This window comes from Pseudomonas songnenensis, assembly GCF_003696315.1.
Taxonomy (GTDB): domain Bacteria; phylum Pseudomonadota; class Gammaproteobacteria; order Pseudomonadales; family Pseudomonadaceae; genus Stutzerimonas; species Stutzerimonas songnenensis.
Genome location: NZ_RFFN01000005.1, coordinates 125,619 through 140,060, shown reverse-complemented (window position 1 = coordinate 140,060; position 14,442 = coordinate 125,619). Strand labels below are relative to the sequence as shown.

Below are 14,442 nucleotides of genomic sequence, written 5' to 3'. Positions count from 1 at the left end.
ATCCTCTCTCAACGCATGCTGCGCTCGACCGCGGAAAGACTGGCCTGGAAAGCCTCGCGGGCGAAATTGCGCTCCATGTAATCCAGCAGCGGCTTGGCAGCTCGCGGCAACTCGATACCGAGTCTGGGCAAACGCCAGAGGATAGGCAACAGGCAGCAGTCTACGAGGCTCATCTCGTCACTCATGAAGTACGGTTTCTCCGCGAATATCGGCGACACGCCGGTAAGGCTTTCGCGAAGCTCCTTGCGCGCCTGCACACGCCCTGATTCCGCCGTGCGCTGATCGAGAATCCGATCGGCCAGCGAACACCAATCACGCTGAATGCGATGAACCAGCAAACGCGTGTTCGCCCGGGCGACCGGATACACCGGCAGCAACGGAGGATGCGGGTAACGCTCCTCCAGATACTCTAGGATCACGCCCGGCTCGTAGAGCGCCAGATCGCGATCTACCAGCGTCGGAACGGTGGCATATGGATTCACTTCCGCCAGCTTGACTGGACACTGCCCCGCCTCGACATCGAGGATGTCGACGCTGACGCCCTTCTCGGCGAGCACGAGACGAACACGGTGGGAGTAGTGGTCGGCAGGATCGGAATAGCAGCCCAACCGATTGGTTGTAGCCATAGGTCCTTCCTCACTCTTTTATCTGAGGCAGAAAAAACACGCGCGCCCATGGGGCGCGCGCAAGGTACAGCGAATTGAATCGAAGCGCTTAGTGAACGTCTTTCCAATACTCACGCTTGAGCAGGTAAGCGAACACGAAGAACACAGCCAGGAACAGCAGCACATAGGTGCCGATACGCTGACTTTCCAGCTTGACCGGATTAGCCGAATAGGCGAGGAAGGTCACCAGATTCTTGATCTTCTCGTCGTACTCAGCCTCGGACAGTGAACCAGTACCAGGCTCGACCACCATCTGATCACACGCCTCTTGGGTAATTGGCGTGCCAGTCAGCGGATCGAACTGCTTGCGACCGTTTTCGACGACCTGGACCTGCTTGCAACCAACGACACGACGCCCCTGAAGAGGAGCCAGCACGTGCGGCATACCTACGTTCGGGAAAACCGTATTGTTCACGCCGTAGGGACGAGCTGGGTCTTCGTAGAAGCTACGCATATACGAGTACAGCCAGTCATTGCCACGAACGCGAGCAACCAGTGTCAGATCGGGGGGCGCAGCGCCAAACCAGACCTTGGCGTCCTCGGCTTTCATGCCGATCTTCATGTGATCGCCAAACTTGGCATCGGCGAAGACGATGTTATCCATCATGACTTCTTCGGAAATGCCGAGATCAGTGGCAACACGCTCATAACGCTGGTACTGCGCGCTATGACAACCCATGCAGTAGTTGGCGAAAGTCTTCAGGCCATCCTGCTTGGCAGCCTTGTCAGTCAGGTCGATATCAACCTTATCCAACTGCACCGCCGGACCAGCCGCGAAGGTAAAGGCCGGCAAAATTGCAAGAATCAATGCAGCAAGTTGCTTTTTCATCAGCCATCCACCCTTTGCGGAACCACTTTGGTCTTCTCGAGCTTGGTGTAGAACGGCATCAGGATGAAGTATCCGAAGTAGATTGCCGTACAGACCTGCGACAGCAGGGTGCGCCCCGGAGTCGGAGACAGCACGCCCAGTACGCCCAGGATGACGAACGAGATGCAGAACAGCAGCAGCGCAATCTTGCTCATCCAGCCCTTGTACTTCATGGACTTGACCGGGCTACGGTCCAGCCAAGGCAACACGAACAGCACGGCGATGGCAGCACCCATGGCGATCACGCCGAGCAGCTTGTCGGGTACTGCGCGCAGGATCGCGTAGAACGGCGTGAAGTACCAGACGGGCGCAATGTGCTCAGGCGTCTTGAAAGCATTCGCCACTTCGAAGTTTGGCTTCTCGAGGAAGTAGCCGCCCATCTCAGGGAAGAAGAACACCACAGCGCAGAAGACAAACAGGAACACCACGACACCGACGATATCCTTCACGGTGTAGTACGGGTGGAAGGGGATGCCGTCCAGCGGTACGCCGTTTTCGTCTTTGGACTTCTTGATGTCCACGCCCAGCGGGTTGTTCGAGCCAACCTCGTGCAGCGCAAGGATGTGCAGGACGACCAGGCCGAGGATGACGATCGGCAGGGCAACGACATGCAGGGCGAAGAAGCGGTTAAGGGTGATGCCCGAGATCAGGTAGTCACCACGGATCCACTGGGTCAGGTCCGCACCGATAACCGGGATGGCACCGAACAGCGAGATGATCACCTGGGCACCCCAGTAGGACATCTGGCCCCACGGCAGCAGGTAGCCCATGAAGGCCTCGGCCATCAGCGCCAGGTAGATCATCATGCCGAAGATCCACACCAGCTCACGCGGCTTCTGGTAGGAGCCGTAGAGGATGCCGCGGAACATGTGCAGGTAGACCACCACGAAGAATGCCGAGGCACCGGTGGAGTGCAGATAGCGCAGAATCCAGCCGTATTCAACGTCGCGCATGATGTATTCGACGGAGGCGAAAGCACCTTCAGCGGACGGCTCGTAGCTCATGGTCAGCCAGATACCGGTCAGGATCTGGTTGACGAGAACCAGCAGCGCCAGCGAACCGAAGAAGTACAGCACATTGAAGTTCTTGGGCGCGTAATACTTGGAAAGATGGTCTTCCCACATTTTTGTAGCGGGGAAGCGGGCGTCAACCCATTCCATGAACTTGCTCATCAGGCGTTCTCCTGGTCCACACCGATGATGATTACACTATCGGTCTCGTACGAGTGCGGGGGCACCGGCAGGTTCAAGGGAGCTGGCTGTGCCTTGTAGACACGACCGGCCATATCGTATTTGGAACCGTGGCAGGGGCAGAAATAACCACCGAGCCAGTCAGCGCCAAGATCGGCCGCAGCCACTTCAGGACGGAAGGACGGCGCGCAGCCAAGGTGAGTACAGAGGCCAACCACCACCAGAAGCTCCGGCTTAATAGCCCGAGTCTTCGGATCGACATAAGATGGCTGCTCAGAAGCCTTGGACTCTGGATCAGCTACCTGGCCAGCAACTTTCTCCAGATTTCCGAGAATCTCTTCGGTTCGACGCACGATAAATACCGGCTGACCGCGCCATTCGGCGACCATCTGCTGCCCCGGCTCGATCTTGCTGATATTTACCCTTACCGGCGCACCGGCAGCCTTGGCCTTGGCACTCGGGAACCACGATCCCACGAACGGGACCGCGGCACCCACCGCTCCTGCTGCACCCACCACCGAAGTGGCGGCCACAAGGAAGCGACGCCGGCCTGCATTCACGCCGTCATTGCTCATTCAGTCGTCTCCCATCAGCTTCTTATGGCCTGCCCTAAAGCAGGCATGTACTACGTAAAATTGAGCCGCGAAAAATTCGCCAAATGGTAAAGAAAAGACCCTCTTCTGACAAGGTAATAGGCAGTCACAAAGCCTCTAACACCTAGACAGACCAGGCCCTCCAATGCGCGACACACTGTCGCACCACCATAAATCACAGCCCAAAAAAAACGCCCAGCTCCGAACGAAACTGGGCGTTTCTTTTGAAAGCGCGAATTAGCGCTTGGAGTACTGCGGACGCTTGCGTGCTTTACGCAGACCGACCTTCTTACGTTCAACTTCACGAGCATCGCGAGTGACGAATCCGGCCTTGCGCAGCGGGCTACGCAGGGTCTCGTCATACGAGATCAGAGCGCGAGTGATACCGTGACGGATCGCACCAGCCTGACCACTGACACCACCACCCAGAACGGTGACGTAGATATCGAACTTCTCGACAGTCTCGGTCAGCTCCAGCGGCTGACGAACGACCATGCGGGCGGTTTCGCGACCGAAGAAGTTATCCAGCTCACGGTTGTTGATGGAGATCTTGCCAGTACCCGGACGCAGGAAAACGCGCGCGGTTGCAGTCTTGCGACGGCCAGTGCCGTAATTTTGAGTCGCCGACATAATGAACTATTCCGTTAAATCTTCAGTTCTTGGGGCTGCTGAGCGGTGTGCGGGTGATTGGCACCCTTGTACACCTTCAGCTTACGATACATGTCGCGACCCAGCGGATTCTTCGGCAGCATGCCTTTGACCGCAGTCTCGATCACACGCTCGGGCGCCTTGGCAATCAACTTCTCGAAGTTGATCGACTTGATGCCACCCGGGAAACCGGAGTGAGAGTAGTACATCTTGTCGGTGGTCTTGGCACCGGTAACACGCACTTGCTCAGCATTGATCACAACGATGTAATCGCCGGTATCTACGTGAGGGGTGTATTCGGGCTTGTGCTTGCCACGCAGGCGGCTAGCGATTTCGGTTGCCAGACGACCCAGGGTCTGGCCGGCAGCGTCGACGACGAACCAGTCGCGCTTGACGGTTTCCGGTTTAGCAGTAAATGTCTTCATTCGTTATAGCCTCAGGGGCCGCCCTGAAAATAAGACGGCGAATCTTACTGAATGGTGCTCGCCCTGGCAAGACCAGGGCAGCCGGAAACAGACGCTATCGGGGGCTCGGGTCAGCGCGTCCGCTACGGCAATTATTCGGTAGGCTAGGCATCCCCTACCTTTGACTTGCGTCGACAGGCTAGGCATCCCCGCCGACAGGCTGCGGAATTATCCTGATTGGCAGAAAAATAGCAACCAACATTTGCGAGTCGTCGAGCCGGCATCACGGACATCGCTACTCAGTTACCTCGGTGCTCACTCGCAACCGCCGAACCCCAGCCCCCTCCTCGCTGTAACCACCCGGGCACTTCGATACGCCCCGCTACTCTCATGACCGGAACCAGCTTATCTTCGTTAAGCTTCTGCGTACTTGCACCCTTCCGCACGAGGTATCCGATGGAGTTTCGTCCACTAGGCCGCACGGACCTGAAAGTTAGCTCGCTTTGCCTGGGCACAATGACATGGGGCGAGCAGAATGACCAAACCGATGCATTCGCCCAGATTGACCAAGCGAAAGCCGCTGGCATCAACTTCTTAGATACGGCCGAGATGTACCCGGTACCACCTCGCCGTGAAACCTATGCCACCACCGAGCACTATATTGGCAACTATTTCAAGACGCGCGGCGGCCGATCCGACTGGGTCCTCGCAACGAAGATAGCCGGCCCCGGCAACGGCATAAGTCACATTCGCGACGGACGCCTCAAGTTCAATCGCGCGCATATCCGCTCCGCACTGGACGAGAGCCTCCGTCGACTGCAGACCGACTGGATCGATCTTTACCAACTGCACTGGCCTGAACGCAGCACCAACTTCTTCGGACAGCTGGGCTATCGCCATCAGGAAGACGACTTCACCCCGCTCGAAGAAACACTGGAAGCGCTGGATGACGAAGTTAGAGCCGGCAGGATTCGCCACATCGGGTTATCCAATGAAACCCCCTGGGGTCTGATGAAGTTTCTGCAACTAGCCGAAGCTCGCGGCTGGCCGCGCGCAGTCTCGATACAGAACCCTTATAACCTGCTAAACCGCAGCTTCGAGGTTGGCCTGGCAGAAATTAGCATTCGTGAGCAGTGCGGCCTACTCGCGTACTCACCGCTGGCATTCGGCATGCTCAGCGGCAAATACGAGGACGGCGCACGCCCCGCCAACGCGCGCCTCACGCTTTTTCAGCGCTTTGCTCGCTATAACAACGCTCAAGCACGAGCTGCCTGCTCCGGCTATATTGCAGTTGCCCGAAAACATGGGCTGGATCCAGCACAAATGGCACTCGCCTACGTGACAGCGCAGCCCTTCGTCACCAGCAACATCATCGGCGCCACGACAGTGGAGCAGCTTGAGTCCAACATCAATAGCTCCAAGCTGAAGCTATCGAGCGAAGTACTGTCCGAAATCGAGAGCATTCACACGAAGCATCCAAATCCAGCGCCCTGATTCGCTCACCTAACCAGACTCACCACCCATACACCCGTCACACGCACATCAGCGCAAAGGACCGTAAGGATGATTGCCTCACACCTGCTTGCCCCCGCCACGCTCTCAATAGGCTGGATGATCTACGCAGCTGCGCTGATATGGGCCGCATGGCGAGCGCCATGGGTGGAACTATTCAGCGATACGCGCCGGCAGCATCTTCTGTGCGGCGCAATGCTGTCCGTTTTCTTGCTCTGGCTCGTCCGACGGGACTTCGACTCAGGCCTATCCTTTCACTTTATAGGCCTGACAGCCGTCACGCTTTTGCTGGACTGGCCGCTAGCCATTCTGGCCGCCCTCGCCGCACAGCTCGGCTTGACGCTGACCGGCCATCAACATCTCGCTGCACTCGGCATAAACGGCATTCTGCTGGTACTGATCCCGGTGATGGTTACGGTCATTTGCGCCCGCCTGGTGGAGCGGGCCCAGCCACGCAACCTGTTCGTGTTCATATTCTTTGCCGGTTTCTTTCCCGCAGCACTCGCTGCGCTGGCGTGCATTCTCGCATCGCTGGGCGTACTGCTATTCGATGGCCGCTTTCCGATGCCGCCATGGCTGGAAGACTTCGCAGGGTACATCTGGCTGGTAATGTTCCCCGAGGCCTTTATCAACGGCACGGCGATCACAGCACTGGTGGTCTTCTACCCAGACTGGATGGAAAGCTTCAACCAGAGCCGGTACCTGCAGGCGCCCTGGAAAGAGGAGTAACGAAGGGACGCAGGCGAGCCCTGCAAAGGAAACCTAGTGCTCACGCGGGGGCATGTCACCCGAAAACAAATCGTCCTCCAGCTCGTTTCCCGGAATGGCATGCGCTTCTGCAGCCCAGGCGCCCAGATCAATCAGCTTGCAGCGTTCGGAGCAAAATGGCCGGTTCGGACTCCGCGGCCCCCACTCTACTGGCGCCCTGCAGGTGGGGCACTCAACTGTTGCGGTCATTTCTGAGCTCCTCGCAATGTCAGATAAAAACGGTGCAAACGCTCGACCTCAGCCGCGAGCCAAGACAGATCGCGATCATTCACAAGCACGTCATCGGCATGCTTCAAGCGCTCTTCACGCTGAGCCTGAGCATTGAGAATGGCGCGCACCTGCTCCTCGCTGGCCTGATCTCGGGCCGTCGTGCGTGCGATCTGGAGCGACTCTGGCACATCCACGACCAGCACTCGACCGACCTGACGATACTGCCCGGACTCGACAAGCAGCGGAGAGACCATGATGGCGTAAGGCGATTCGGCCAGGGCGAGATGCCGGGCGACCTCGGCGCGAATCAAAGGATGCAGGAGCTTTTCGAGCCACTGACGCTCGGCCCCGTCAGCGAATACTTTCTGACGCAACCCAGCGCGGTCCAGCTCACCGCTCTGCAGCAAGACCTCTTGACCAAAGCGCTCAACAATCTGCTGCAGGGCCGGCCGCCCAGACTCAACCACCCAGCGGGCAGCCTGGTCCGCATCGACCACATGCACGCCCAGGCTGGCGAACCGATCTGCAACCGCGGTCTTTCCACTACCGATACCGCCAGTCAACCCGAGAATCCAGGGCTTCATCCGTCAACCGCACCCTAGCCAAGAAACAGGACGAGCAGTAGTAACCACTCAGAGGAGGAAGCGCAAGCCTATAGGTAGGCTATAAAGACGGTAGCCTGACTCATACAAACAGGCCGCACATGCGCCAGCCAACATGACAGGGGTCAGAAGCGCGCAAACTGCAGGTAGCTTTGCGTAATCCAATCACCCCAAAGCAATGCAATCCAGCCTGCGATAGCCAGGTATGGACCGAAAGGAATCGGCGTATTGCTTTCTGCACGCTGCATTCGCAGGAGGATGCTACCAAGCACAGCACCAACAACCGAAGACAACAGGATAGTCAGCGGCAGTACTTGCCACCCGCCCCAGGCGCCAAGCATGGCCAGCAGCTTGAAGTCACCGTAGCCCATACCCTCTTTGCCGGTGACCAACTTGAACAGCCAGTACACCGACCAAAGAGTCAGGTACCCCGCCACCGCGCCCCAGAGCGCACTCTCCAGCGGCACGAATAAACCGAAGTTATTTAGGATAAGGCCAAGCCACAATAGCGGCAGCACCAAAACGTCTGGCAACAATTGGTGATCGACATCGATCATGCTCATCGCCAGCAGACCCCAGGTCAGCATCAGCATTGCACCGGCCTGCCAGGAGAAGCCGAAATGCCAAGCGACATAGCCTGACAATAATCCGCAAGCCAGCTCCACCAATGGATAACGACAACTAATTGGTGCCCGACAAGATGAGCACTTGCCGCGCAGGGCCAACCAGCTGACTAGCGGGATATTCTCCCAAGACCGTATTTGGTGATTACAGTGCGGACACCGGGAGTTTGGCAGCAACAGATTGAAGCGCTCACCGGCAGGCTCCGCCGGTCTCTCGAGATATTCAAGTGCCTGCATACGCCACTCACGCTGCATCATGATCGGCAGGCGGTAAATTACGACATTTAGAAAGCTTCCAACCAATAAGCCGAGCACTGCGGCAGACAAAACAAAGGCCAGCACGTGGCTGGCCAAATAATCGACCAAGAACATATTTAAACGACAGCGCCCAATTGAAAAATCGGGAGGTACATGGCAATGATCAAACCGCCGACCAGCACACCCAGCACCGCCATGATCATCGGCTCCATGAGAGCAGTCAGCCCGTCGACCATATTGTCGACTTCGTCTTCATAGAATGTCGCCACCTTCGCCAGCATCTCATCAAGAGAGCCGGACTCCTCACCAATCGCTGTCATCTGGACAGCCATTGTGGGAAAGACGCCAGTGGTGCGCATAGAAAAATTCAGCTGCATACCCGTTGATACATCATTTTTCACCTTCATCGTCGCACTCCGAAATACCACATTGCCCGTCGCACCAGCCACGGAGTCCAGTGCATCTACCAGCGGCACGCCCGCAGCAAAAGTGGTTGCCAAAGTGCGCGCAAAACGGGCAATAGACGATTTGTAAATGATGTCTCCGACAATTGGGAGTTTCAATAGCGTACGGTCAACCCAATTGCGAAATTTTTCCGACCTCCTATGAGCCTCCTTGAAAGCAAAGCCAGCGCCAATCAACCCTGCAAGAACCACGAACCACCACTCTTGCAAAGCCTCAGACATTGTAATGACCATCAAAGTAAAAGCAGGCAATTCAGCGCCAAAATTGGAAAATACCTCTTGAAACTGCGGGACCACTTTTATTAGCAAGATTGCAGAAACGATAACAGCCACCACTACAACTGCGATTGGGTAGTTCATCGCTTTTTTGATCTTCGCCTTTAGCGCTTCCGTTTTCTCCTTATATGTCGCTACACGATCAAGCAACGTTTCAAGCGCACCAGACTGCTCCCCAGAGTCAACCAAGTTGCAATACAGATCGTCAAAGTACTGAGGCTTTTTACGCAATGCTGTCGCAAAACTATTACCCGCAGCAACCTCTTGCTTCAAGTCATCCACTAGCTTGCGCATGTTCTGATTGTCAAAGCCCTCACCAATAATATCGAAGGACTGCAGCAATGGAACACCAGCTTTCATCATCGTTGCCATCTGCCGAGTAAACAACGCGATGTCCATCGGCTTGATTTTCTTCCCCGAGCCGAGAAGCGAAGGAGACTTCTTGCGTACTTTCTGTGGATTGATGCCCTGCTTGCGCAACTGTGCCTTTACAAGCGCCGGGTTCGCCCCACTCAGCTCGCCCTTGACCTTTCCACCCTTTCGGTCAGTCCCCTCCCAAGTGAACGTACTAGTCTTGATCGCTTTCTGCGCCATGCTTAATCCTTGGTAACCCGGTTGACTTCTTCGAGGCTAGTCACGCCCTGCATGGCCTTCAGCAATGCCGAGGTTCGCAGGTCGTTGTAGCCGTCTTTACGCATTTGGGTAGAGATATCAATGGAATTTCCGTCCTCCATGATAATCCGCTGCAGCGACGGCGTGTTTTTAACCACTTCATAAATACCGACACGCCCTTTGTAGCCGCCCTTGCAGCTATCGCACCCGACCGGGCCAAAAATCTTGAAGGTTCCTATCTTGTCCACAGGGAAACCTTCTCGCAGCAGCGCCTCTCTTGGAACATCGACCTCTTTTTTGCAGCTACCACATAGTTTCCGGGCCAGCCGTTGCGCGATGATCAGGTTCACCGAGGTAGCGATATTGAAAGCAGGCACACCCATATTACGAAGACGGGTTAGGGTTTCCGCGGCGCTATTGGTATGCAGCGTTGACATCACCATATGCCCAGTCTGCGCGGCCTTGATGGCTATTTCCGCCGTCTCCAAGTCCCGGATTTCACCCACCATGATGATATCCGGGTCTTGCCGCAGAAACGCGCGCAGAGCCTGAGCGAAGTCCATGCCCTGCCGGGGATTGACATTAACCTGGTTGATGCCTTCAAGGTTAATTTCCACCGGATCCTCCGCTGTGGAAATGTTGACATCCACGGTGTTGAGGATATTAAGGCCGGTGTATAGCGAAACCGTCTTGCCCGACCCGGTTGGGCCGGTCACAAGGATCATACCCTGCGGTTGTCGCAACGCATTCATATAGAGGTCTTTCTGCTCTACCTCATAACCCAACGCATCAATTCCCATTTGCGCACTGGATGGGTCGAGAATACGCATAACGATCTTCTCGCCCCACAGGGTGGGCAGAGTATTAACCCGAAAATCAATGGCTTTGGTCTTGGATATCTTCATCTTGATCCGACCATCCTGCGGCTTGCGTCGCTCGGAGATATCCAACCCCGCCATCACCTTGAGGCGCGCAGAAATGCGCGGCGCAAGCTGTATCGGCGGCCGCGCAACCTCATGCAGGATGCCATCGGTACGCAACCTCACCCTATAGGCCTTCTCGTAGGGCTCAAAGTGAAGATCGGAAGAGCCACCTCGGATTGCATCGAGCAGCATCTTATTGACAAAACGCACCACTGGCGCGTCATCAGCGTCACCGCCCCCTTCATCCCCTTTTGGATCATCTGACGCAGTCTCGACATCCACACCGTCGAGATCGATGTCGCCCAAATCCTCCAGCCCCGTCGAACCACTATCGAAAAATACATCGATAGCCTGACCCAGCTTGTCGTCCTCCACCAGGATCGCTTCGGTATTCAGGCCCGAACTGAACTGAATATCGGTAACAGCCTGGTGATTAGCAGGATCAGAAACGGCCACGAAAAGCTTGTTGCCACGCTTGGAGAGAGGCAATACACGATGCTGACGAGCCAGCTTCTCACTGACCACATCTTTAGGCAGCGAATCCTTGTCGACTGCTGATAGATCGAGCAACGCGACACCGAACTGCTCGGACGCCACCTCCGCGACCACGCGACCAGTCGCAAGCTTATTCTGTACAACGTAGGTGACCAAAGAGGACTTACTGCGCAGAGCCTGCACCTGCGCCTGCTGCGCCGTCTTCTCGTCCAGCGCACCGGCCAGCACCATCTGACGGGCCAAGCCGGAAAGGGAAATATTATCGCTCATGGCGGTCTCGCTCTAATCTGTCCCCGCCTTATAGCGCAGATGTCGGCGAGAGCAAACAACGCCACCACAGAGGTGACGCTATTGGTCACAAAACGCCACGAAGCAAAAGCCCAATATCGACCAACATGGTAATTTTGCAACGAGCGCCCGCTGGCAAGAACGCGCGTCCCTCTTCAGGCTCAGCATCTTGCCCACAAATAAGTTGAAACAGCTCACATATGGTCGTGTGACGAACACGACCAGCAAAAGCTGGCACGACTACTGCTAAACCCCTAGCAGGCTCAAAGCCTTCACACTCAAGGAGATTCAAATGAAAGCTCAAATGCAAAAGGGTTTCACGCTAATCGAACTGATGATAGTGGTAGCGATCATCGGTATTCTGGCTGCTATCGCTATCCCGCAGTACCAGAACTACGTTGGAAAATCGCAGGTTAGCCGTGTTATGAGCGAAACTGGCGCAATTAAGACCGCCGTAGAAAGCTGCATGATGGACGGAACAGCTGAAAACGATTGCAACATCGGCTGGGCGCTTAGCAACCTCATCGGCGAAGGTGGAGTTGACGTGGGTGAGCAAGAAGGCCTTGAGGTTACCTACGATCTGGATGACGGCTCTGCTTCCATCGTAGCCAGCTTCGGCACTAACGCTTCTTCTGCTATCCGTGGCGAGAACTTGACTTGGACTCGTGCTGATAACAGCGCCGATAACGCTGGCTCCTGGAGCTGCACCACTTCTGTAGAGAACAAGTTCCGTCCGTCCGGATGCGCTGCCGAGGAAGGTGGAGAGGGTTGAGAGTAGCAGCTAAACCCAGCGCAGTTATCTGATCAAAAAACCCGCCATTGGCGGGTTTTTTAAGTTCGAGTATTTAGTATGTGCTTCAGGGTGATTCGCCTTCTAGGGCTGGTCGTGGCGGGAGGCCTGCTGCTGGGCCTGCCTGCTTATTTCTGGATCGGAGATCGCCAGCAGGTACTACGTTTTCTCTATCCAGCGCAGGCTCTGCTGACGGCACCATCTCTCTCCTGCTCCGTCGGAGCGCCCGCCTGGCTGGCATCCGCTGCCAACTTTTCACTACGCGACAACTCATCACCATCCGGCCAGTTGGCGCATGTCACACCCGACGGAACGCTGCATGAATGCCACTACGGCTGGCATAGCATCCCCCTGCTTTCCTCCCGCGTGACTAAAGAAAGCCGCTTTCGCTACGCCAGCATGACCAAAGCACTGACCGCTGACGCAGTCCTGCGCCAAGTAAGCACCGGTAGGCTTTCGCTGGATGACCATCTTCTAGATTTGCTGCTACCGGACGTGGCGATCACTGACACCCGATTACAATCAGTGACGATAGAACATCTTCTCCGGCATAGTGCCGGTTTTGATCGCCTGCGCTCAACAGATCCGATGGTGGTCAGAAATCGAAAACCCTGGTGCCCGTACACCGCCGAACCGTTGACAAAGGTGACACTGGACTTCGCACCAGGTGAGCGATATGCCTACTCGAACCTGAATTACTGCTTGTTAGCCATGGTTCTAGAGCGGGTTTCTGAACAGCCGTTCCGGCAACTTATTGAGCGGGAGTATGGCCTACAACCGCGAGATATACGGTTTGTCGACGGACCGTATCGCGCTGACGAGGTGAGCTACGACTTTCGCAATAGCAACTTTTACGGTGACGATTACTGGCGCTATTTCGACTTCCAAGCGCTGTCGTCTTCGGCGGGTCTTTCTGGCAGCGCATCGGCGCTCGCGTCTCTATGGGCGACGCTGCGTGACCAGCGAGGGTTCTCCGTTGAACATGCCGCTGCGGAGGAAATCTGTGAGCCGAACCGGTTACGGGGTTGTTATGGTCACGGTGTGTTCAGCTACCGAGAATCCGGCAGCACGCTGACGCTTCATGCTCAACCAGGTTTTCTGTATGGCAGCCCGTCCGTCTTGCTTCTTGACAATCATGGAGGCGTCACAGTCTGGGTCGGCAATGGCATGAGACACAAGGGAAGTTCGACCGACTCTATGACCCAATTCCTCTATCGGGAGTTGAACGCCTTCTATGCATCGAGGGTACCGCAATGAGGGCTCAAGCTTATAGTCCACCGCTCGACGGCATCCGTGCGCTAGCGGCATTAACAGTGGTGGCCTATCACGCCCATCTCCCAGGGCTGCCGGGTGGCTTTTTTGGCGTTGATGTATTTTTCGTGCTGTCTGGGTACCTAATTACCCGCTTGCTCGTGAATGAACATGCGCGGGAGACCGGCTTGACGCTTGACCGCTTCATTCTTAGGCGCATGCGTCGTCTATTGCCGGCATTACTGGTGATGTTGCTGGCATACCTCTTGACAGCACCTTGGCTGTTTCCCGATGTAGCCTTCTCCAAGCACCTGCGCGATTCGCTCCTGTCTGCCGTTTATATTGTGAACTATGCCACAGTGCTGGGGGCGCCAGTGTCAGTGCTGGGACATGTGTGGAGCCTAGCGGTGGAGATGCAGTTCTACCTGCTTTGGCCGCTAGTTTTACTGGGCTTGCTTCGCTTACCCCGACATTTAGCGATAGGACTAATTTTCATACTCTATTTGCTCGCTACCGCTCTGCGCTGGTGGGGCGGCGTGGGTCTAGCAGCATGGGCTTTTTATCCCCGCACGGAAACCCATTGCAGTGGATTGTTGCTTGGATGCTTACTGGGATACGTAGGGGTGACCATTCACCGTTACTGGGCGGTAGTTGGCCTAACTATATTGTTTGTTTCGATGACCTTCTTCAGCACGATATGGATGCCAACGGTTTTGTATGGTTTCACCATCGTCGAAGTTGGGGCAGCGCTATTGATAGCGGCGCAGCCCTCCTGGCTTGGCGGAAGTCCTCTGGCCTGGTTGGGGCGAATGTCCTACGGCCTCTATTTATGGCATTACCCAATCATGCGCCTAGTCAGGGACAAAGATGGCTGGGAATGGCCGGAAATTCTATTGCTGGGCGGAGGATTAGGACTGTTGTTGGCTGCGCTAAGCCACTATCTCTTCGAGCGTCGCTTTTACCAATCTCACTTTTCAAGGCAGCGTAATGGCCTGGCCTGAT

General features: G+C 55.9%; 16 protein-coding genes. 5 read left to right on the top strand and 11 right to left on the bottom strand.

Features of this window, described 5'->3' with window-relative positions; all coding sequences use genetic code 11:
• Positions 1-8: 8 nt before the first annotated feature.
• The 6 genes from EA798_RS14660 to rplM all read right to left on the bottom strand — a co-directional run bounded on the left by EA798_RS14660 (position 9) and on the right by rplM (position 4,389).
• Positions 9-626: a glutathione S-transferase N-terminal domain-containing protein gene (locus EA798_RS14660; RefSeq protein ID WP_122099417.1), complete on the bottom strand. Its 618-nt coding sequence runs from the start codon at positions 624-626 to the stop codon at positions 9-11.
• Between the two features lie 88 nt (positions 627-714).
• On the bottom strand, positions 715-1,494 hold the full coding sequence (locus tag EA798_RS14655; RefSeq protein WP_122099416.1) for a cytochrome c1: 780 nt from the start codon (positions 1,492-1,494) through the stop codon (positions 715-717).
• On the bottom strand, positions 1,494-2,705 hold the full coding sequence (locus tag EA798_RS14650) for a cytochrome b (RefSeq protein ID WP_106155704.1): 1,212 nt from the start codon (positions 2,703-2,705) through the stop codon (positions 1,494-1,496). Before EA798_RS14650 ends, EA798_RS14655 begins: the two co-directional genes overlap by 1 nt.
• A complete protein-coding gene (gene petA / locus EA798_RS14645; RefSeq protein ID WP_106155705.1) occupies positions 2,705-3,298 on the bottom strand; it encodes a ubiquinol-cytochrome c reductase iron-sulfur subunit in 594 nt (197 codons plus the stop codon). Before petA ends, EA798_RS14650 begins: the two co-directional genes overlap by 1 nt.
• Before the next feature lie 255 nt (positions 3,299-3,553).
• Entirely contained in the window at positions 3,554-3,946 is a 393-nt protein-coding gene (rpsI, locus tag EA798_RS14640; protein ID WP_003302797.1) for a 30S ribosomal protein S9, read from the bottom strand.
• 14 nt (positions 3,947-3,960) lie between these two features.
• Entirely contained in the window at positions 3,961-4,389 is a 429-nt protein-coding gene (rplM, locus tag EA798_RS14635; RefSeq protein WP_015278003.1) for a 50S ribosomal protein L13, read from the bottom strand.
• Positions 4,390-4,824: 435 nt separating this feature from the next.
• On the opposite strand from rplM, the gene EA798_RS14630 reads away from it, so the two are divergent.
• Positions 4,825-5,862: an NADP(H)-dependent aldo-keto reductase gene (locus EA798_RS14630; protein ID WP_122099415.1), complete on the top strand. Its 1,038-nt coding sequence runs from the start codon at positions 4,825-4,827 to the stop codon at positions 5,860-5,862.
• 69 nt (positions 5,863-5,931) lie between these two features.
• Positions 5,932-6,609 (top strand): energy-coupling factor ABC transporter permease, encoded by a 678-nt coding sequence (locus tag EA798_RS14625; RefSeq protein ID WP_106155707.1) that lies wholly within the window; start codon positions 5,932-5,934, stop codon positions 6,607-6,609.
• Between the two features lie 33 nt (positions 6,610-6,642).
• Here the strand turns inward: EA798_RS14625 and yacG are convergent, their stop codons facing one another.
• The 5 genes from yacG to pilB form a co-directional block, all read right to left on the bottom strand.
• Positions 6,643-6,837 carry a DNA gyrase inhibitor YacG gene (yacG, locus tag EA798_RS14620; RefSeq protein ID WP_122099414.1) on the bottom strand — a complete coding sequence of 65 codons (195 nt, stop codon included), beginning with the start codon at positions 6,835-6,837 and terminating at the stop codon, positions 6,643-6,645.
• On the bottom strand, positions 6,834-7,442 hold the full coding sequence (gene coaE / locus EA798_RS14615; protein WP_122099413.1) for a dephospho-CoA kinase: 609 nt from the start codon (positions 7,440-7,442) through the stop codon (positions 6,834-6,836). Before coaE ends, yacG begins: the two co-directional genes overlap by 4 nt.
• Positions 7,443-7,585: 143 nt before the next feature.
• Positions 7,586-8,455 (bottom strand): prepilin peptidase, encoded by an 870-nt coding sequence (locus EA798_RS14610; protein WP_122099412.1) that lies wholly within the window; start codon positions 8,453-8,455, stop codon positions 7,586-7,588.
• A 2-nt stretch (positions 8,456-8,457) separates the two neighbouring features.
• Positions 8,458-9,675, bottom strand: a complete 1,218-nt coding sequence (locus tag EA798_RS14605; RefSeq protein ID WP_122099411.1) for a type II secretion system F family protein — start codon at positions 9,673-9,675, stop codon at positions 8,458-8,460.
• 2 nt (positions 9,676-9,677) lie between these two features.
• The gene (pilB, locus tag EA798_RS14600; RefSeq protein ID WP_122099410.1) at positions 9,678-11,381 is read right to left on the bottom strand and encodes a type IV-A pilus assembly ATPase PilB; all 1,704 of its coding nucleotides are present in this window, start codon (positions 11,379-11,381) and stop codon (positions 9,678-9,680) included.
• 310 nt (positions 11,382-11,691) lie between these two features.
• Between pilB and EA798_RS14595 the strand changes: the two genes are divergently transcribed.
• From EA798_RS14595 to EA798_RS14585, 3 genes are all read left to right on the top strand, one after another.
• Positions 11,692-12,171 (top strand): pilin, encoded by a 480-nt coding sequence (locus tag EA798_RS14595; RefSeq protein WP_122099409.1) that lies wholly within the window; start codon positions 11,692-11,694, stop codon positions 12,169-12,171.
• Between the two features lie 90 nt (positions 12,172-12,261).
• Entirely contained in the window at positions 12,262-13,446 is a 1,185-nt protein-coding gene (locus EA798_RS14590; RefSeq protein ID WP_167462958.1) for a serine hydrolase domain-containing protein, read from the top strand.
• Positions 13,443-14,441, top strand: a complete 999-nt coding sequence (locus EA798_RS14585) for an acyltransferase family protein (protein ID WP_122099407.1) — start codon at positions 13,443-13,445, stop codon at positions 14,439-14,441. Before EA798_RS14590 ends, EA798_RS14585 begins: the two co-directional genes overlap by 4 nt.
• The last annotated feature ends 1 nt before the right edge of the window (position 14,442 follow it).

Bases quoted from the DNA above. Each gene is read 5' to 3' on its own strand.
- EA798_RS14660 (WP_122099417.1), bottom strand. From the start codon at position 626: ATGGCTACAACCAATCGGTTGGGCTGCTATTCCGATCCTGCCGACCAC.
- EA798_RS14655 (WP_122099416.1), bottom strand. From the start codon at position 1,494: ATGAAAAAGCAACTTGCTGCATTGATTCTTGCAATTTTGCCGGCCTTT.
- EA798_RS14650 (WP_106155704.1), bottom strand. From the start codon at position 2,705: ATGAGCAAGTTCATGGAATGGGTTGACGCCCGCTTCCCCGCTACAAAA.
- petA (WP_106155705.1), bottom strand. From the start codon at position 3,298: ATGAGCAATGACGGCGTGAATGCAGGCCGGCGTCGCTTCCTTGTGGCC.
- rpsI (WP_003302797.1), bottom strand. From the start codon at position 3,946: ATGTCGGCGACTCAAAATTACGGCACTGGCCGTCGCAAGACTGCAACC.
- rplM (WP_015278003.1), bottom strand. From the start codon at position 4,389: ATGAAGACATTTACTGCTAAACCGGAAACCGTCAAGCGCGACTGGTTC.
- EA798_RS14630 (WP_122099415.1), top strand. From the start codon at position 4,825: ATGGAGTTTCGTCCACTAGGCCGCACGGACCTGAAAGTTAGCTCGCTT.
- EA798_RS14625 (WP_106155707.1), top strand. From the start codon at position 5,932: ATGATTGCCTCACACCTGCTTGCCCCCGCCACGCTCTCAATAGGCTGG.
- yacG (WP_122099414.1), bottom strand. From the start codon at position 6,837: ATGACCGCAACAGTTGAGTGCCCCACCTGCAGGGCGCCAGTAGAGTGG.
- coaE (WP_122099413.1), bottom strand. From the start codon at position 7,442: ATGAAGCCCTGGATTCTCGGGTTGACTGGCGGTATCGGTAGTGGAAAG.
- EA798_RS14610 (WP_122099412.1), bottom strand. From the start codon at position 8,455: ATGTTCTTGGTCGATTATTTGGCCAGCCACGTGCTGGCCTTTGTTTTG.
- EA798_RS14605 (WP_122099411.1), bottom strand. From the start codon at position 9,675: ATGGCGCAGAAAGCGATCAAGACTAGTACGTTCACTTGGGAGGGGACT.
- pilB (WP_122099410.1), bottom strand. From the start codon at position 11,381: ATGAGCGATAATATTTCCCTTTCCGGCTTGGCCCGTCAGATGGTGCTG.
- EA798_RS14595 (WP_122099409.1), top strand. From the start codon at position 11,692: ATGAAAGCTCAAATGCAAAAGGGTTTCACGCTAATCGAACTGATGATA.
- EA798_RS14585 (WP_122099407.1), top strand. From the start codon at position 13,443: ATGAGGGCTCAAGCTTATAGTCCACCGCTCGACGGCATCCGTGCGCTA.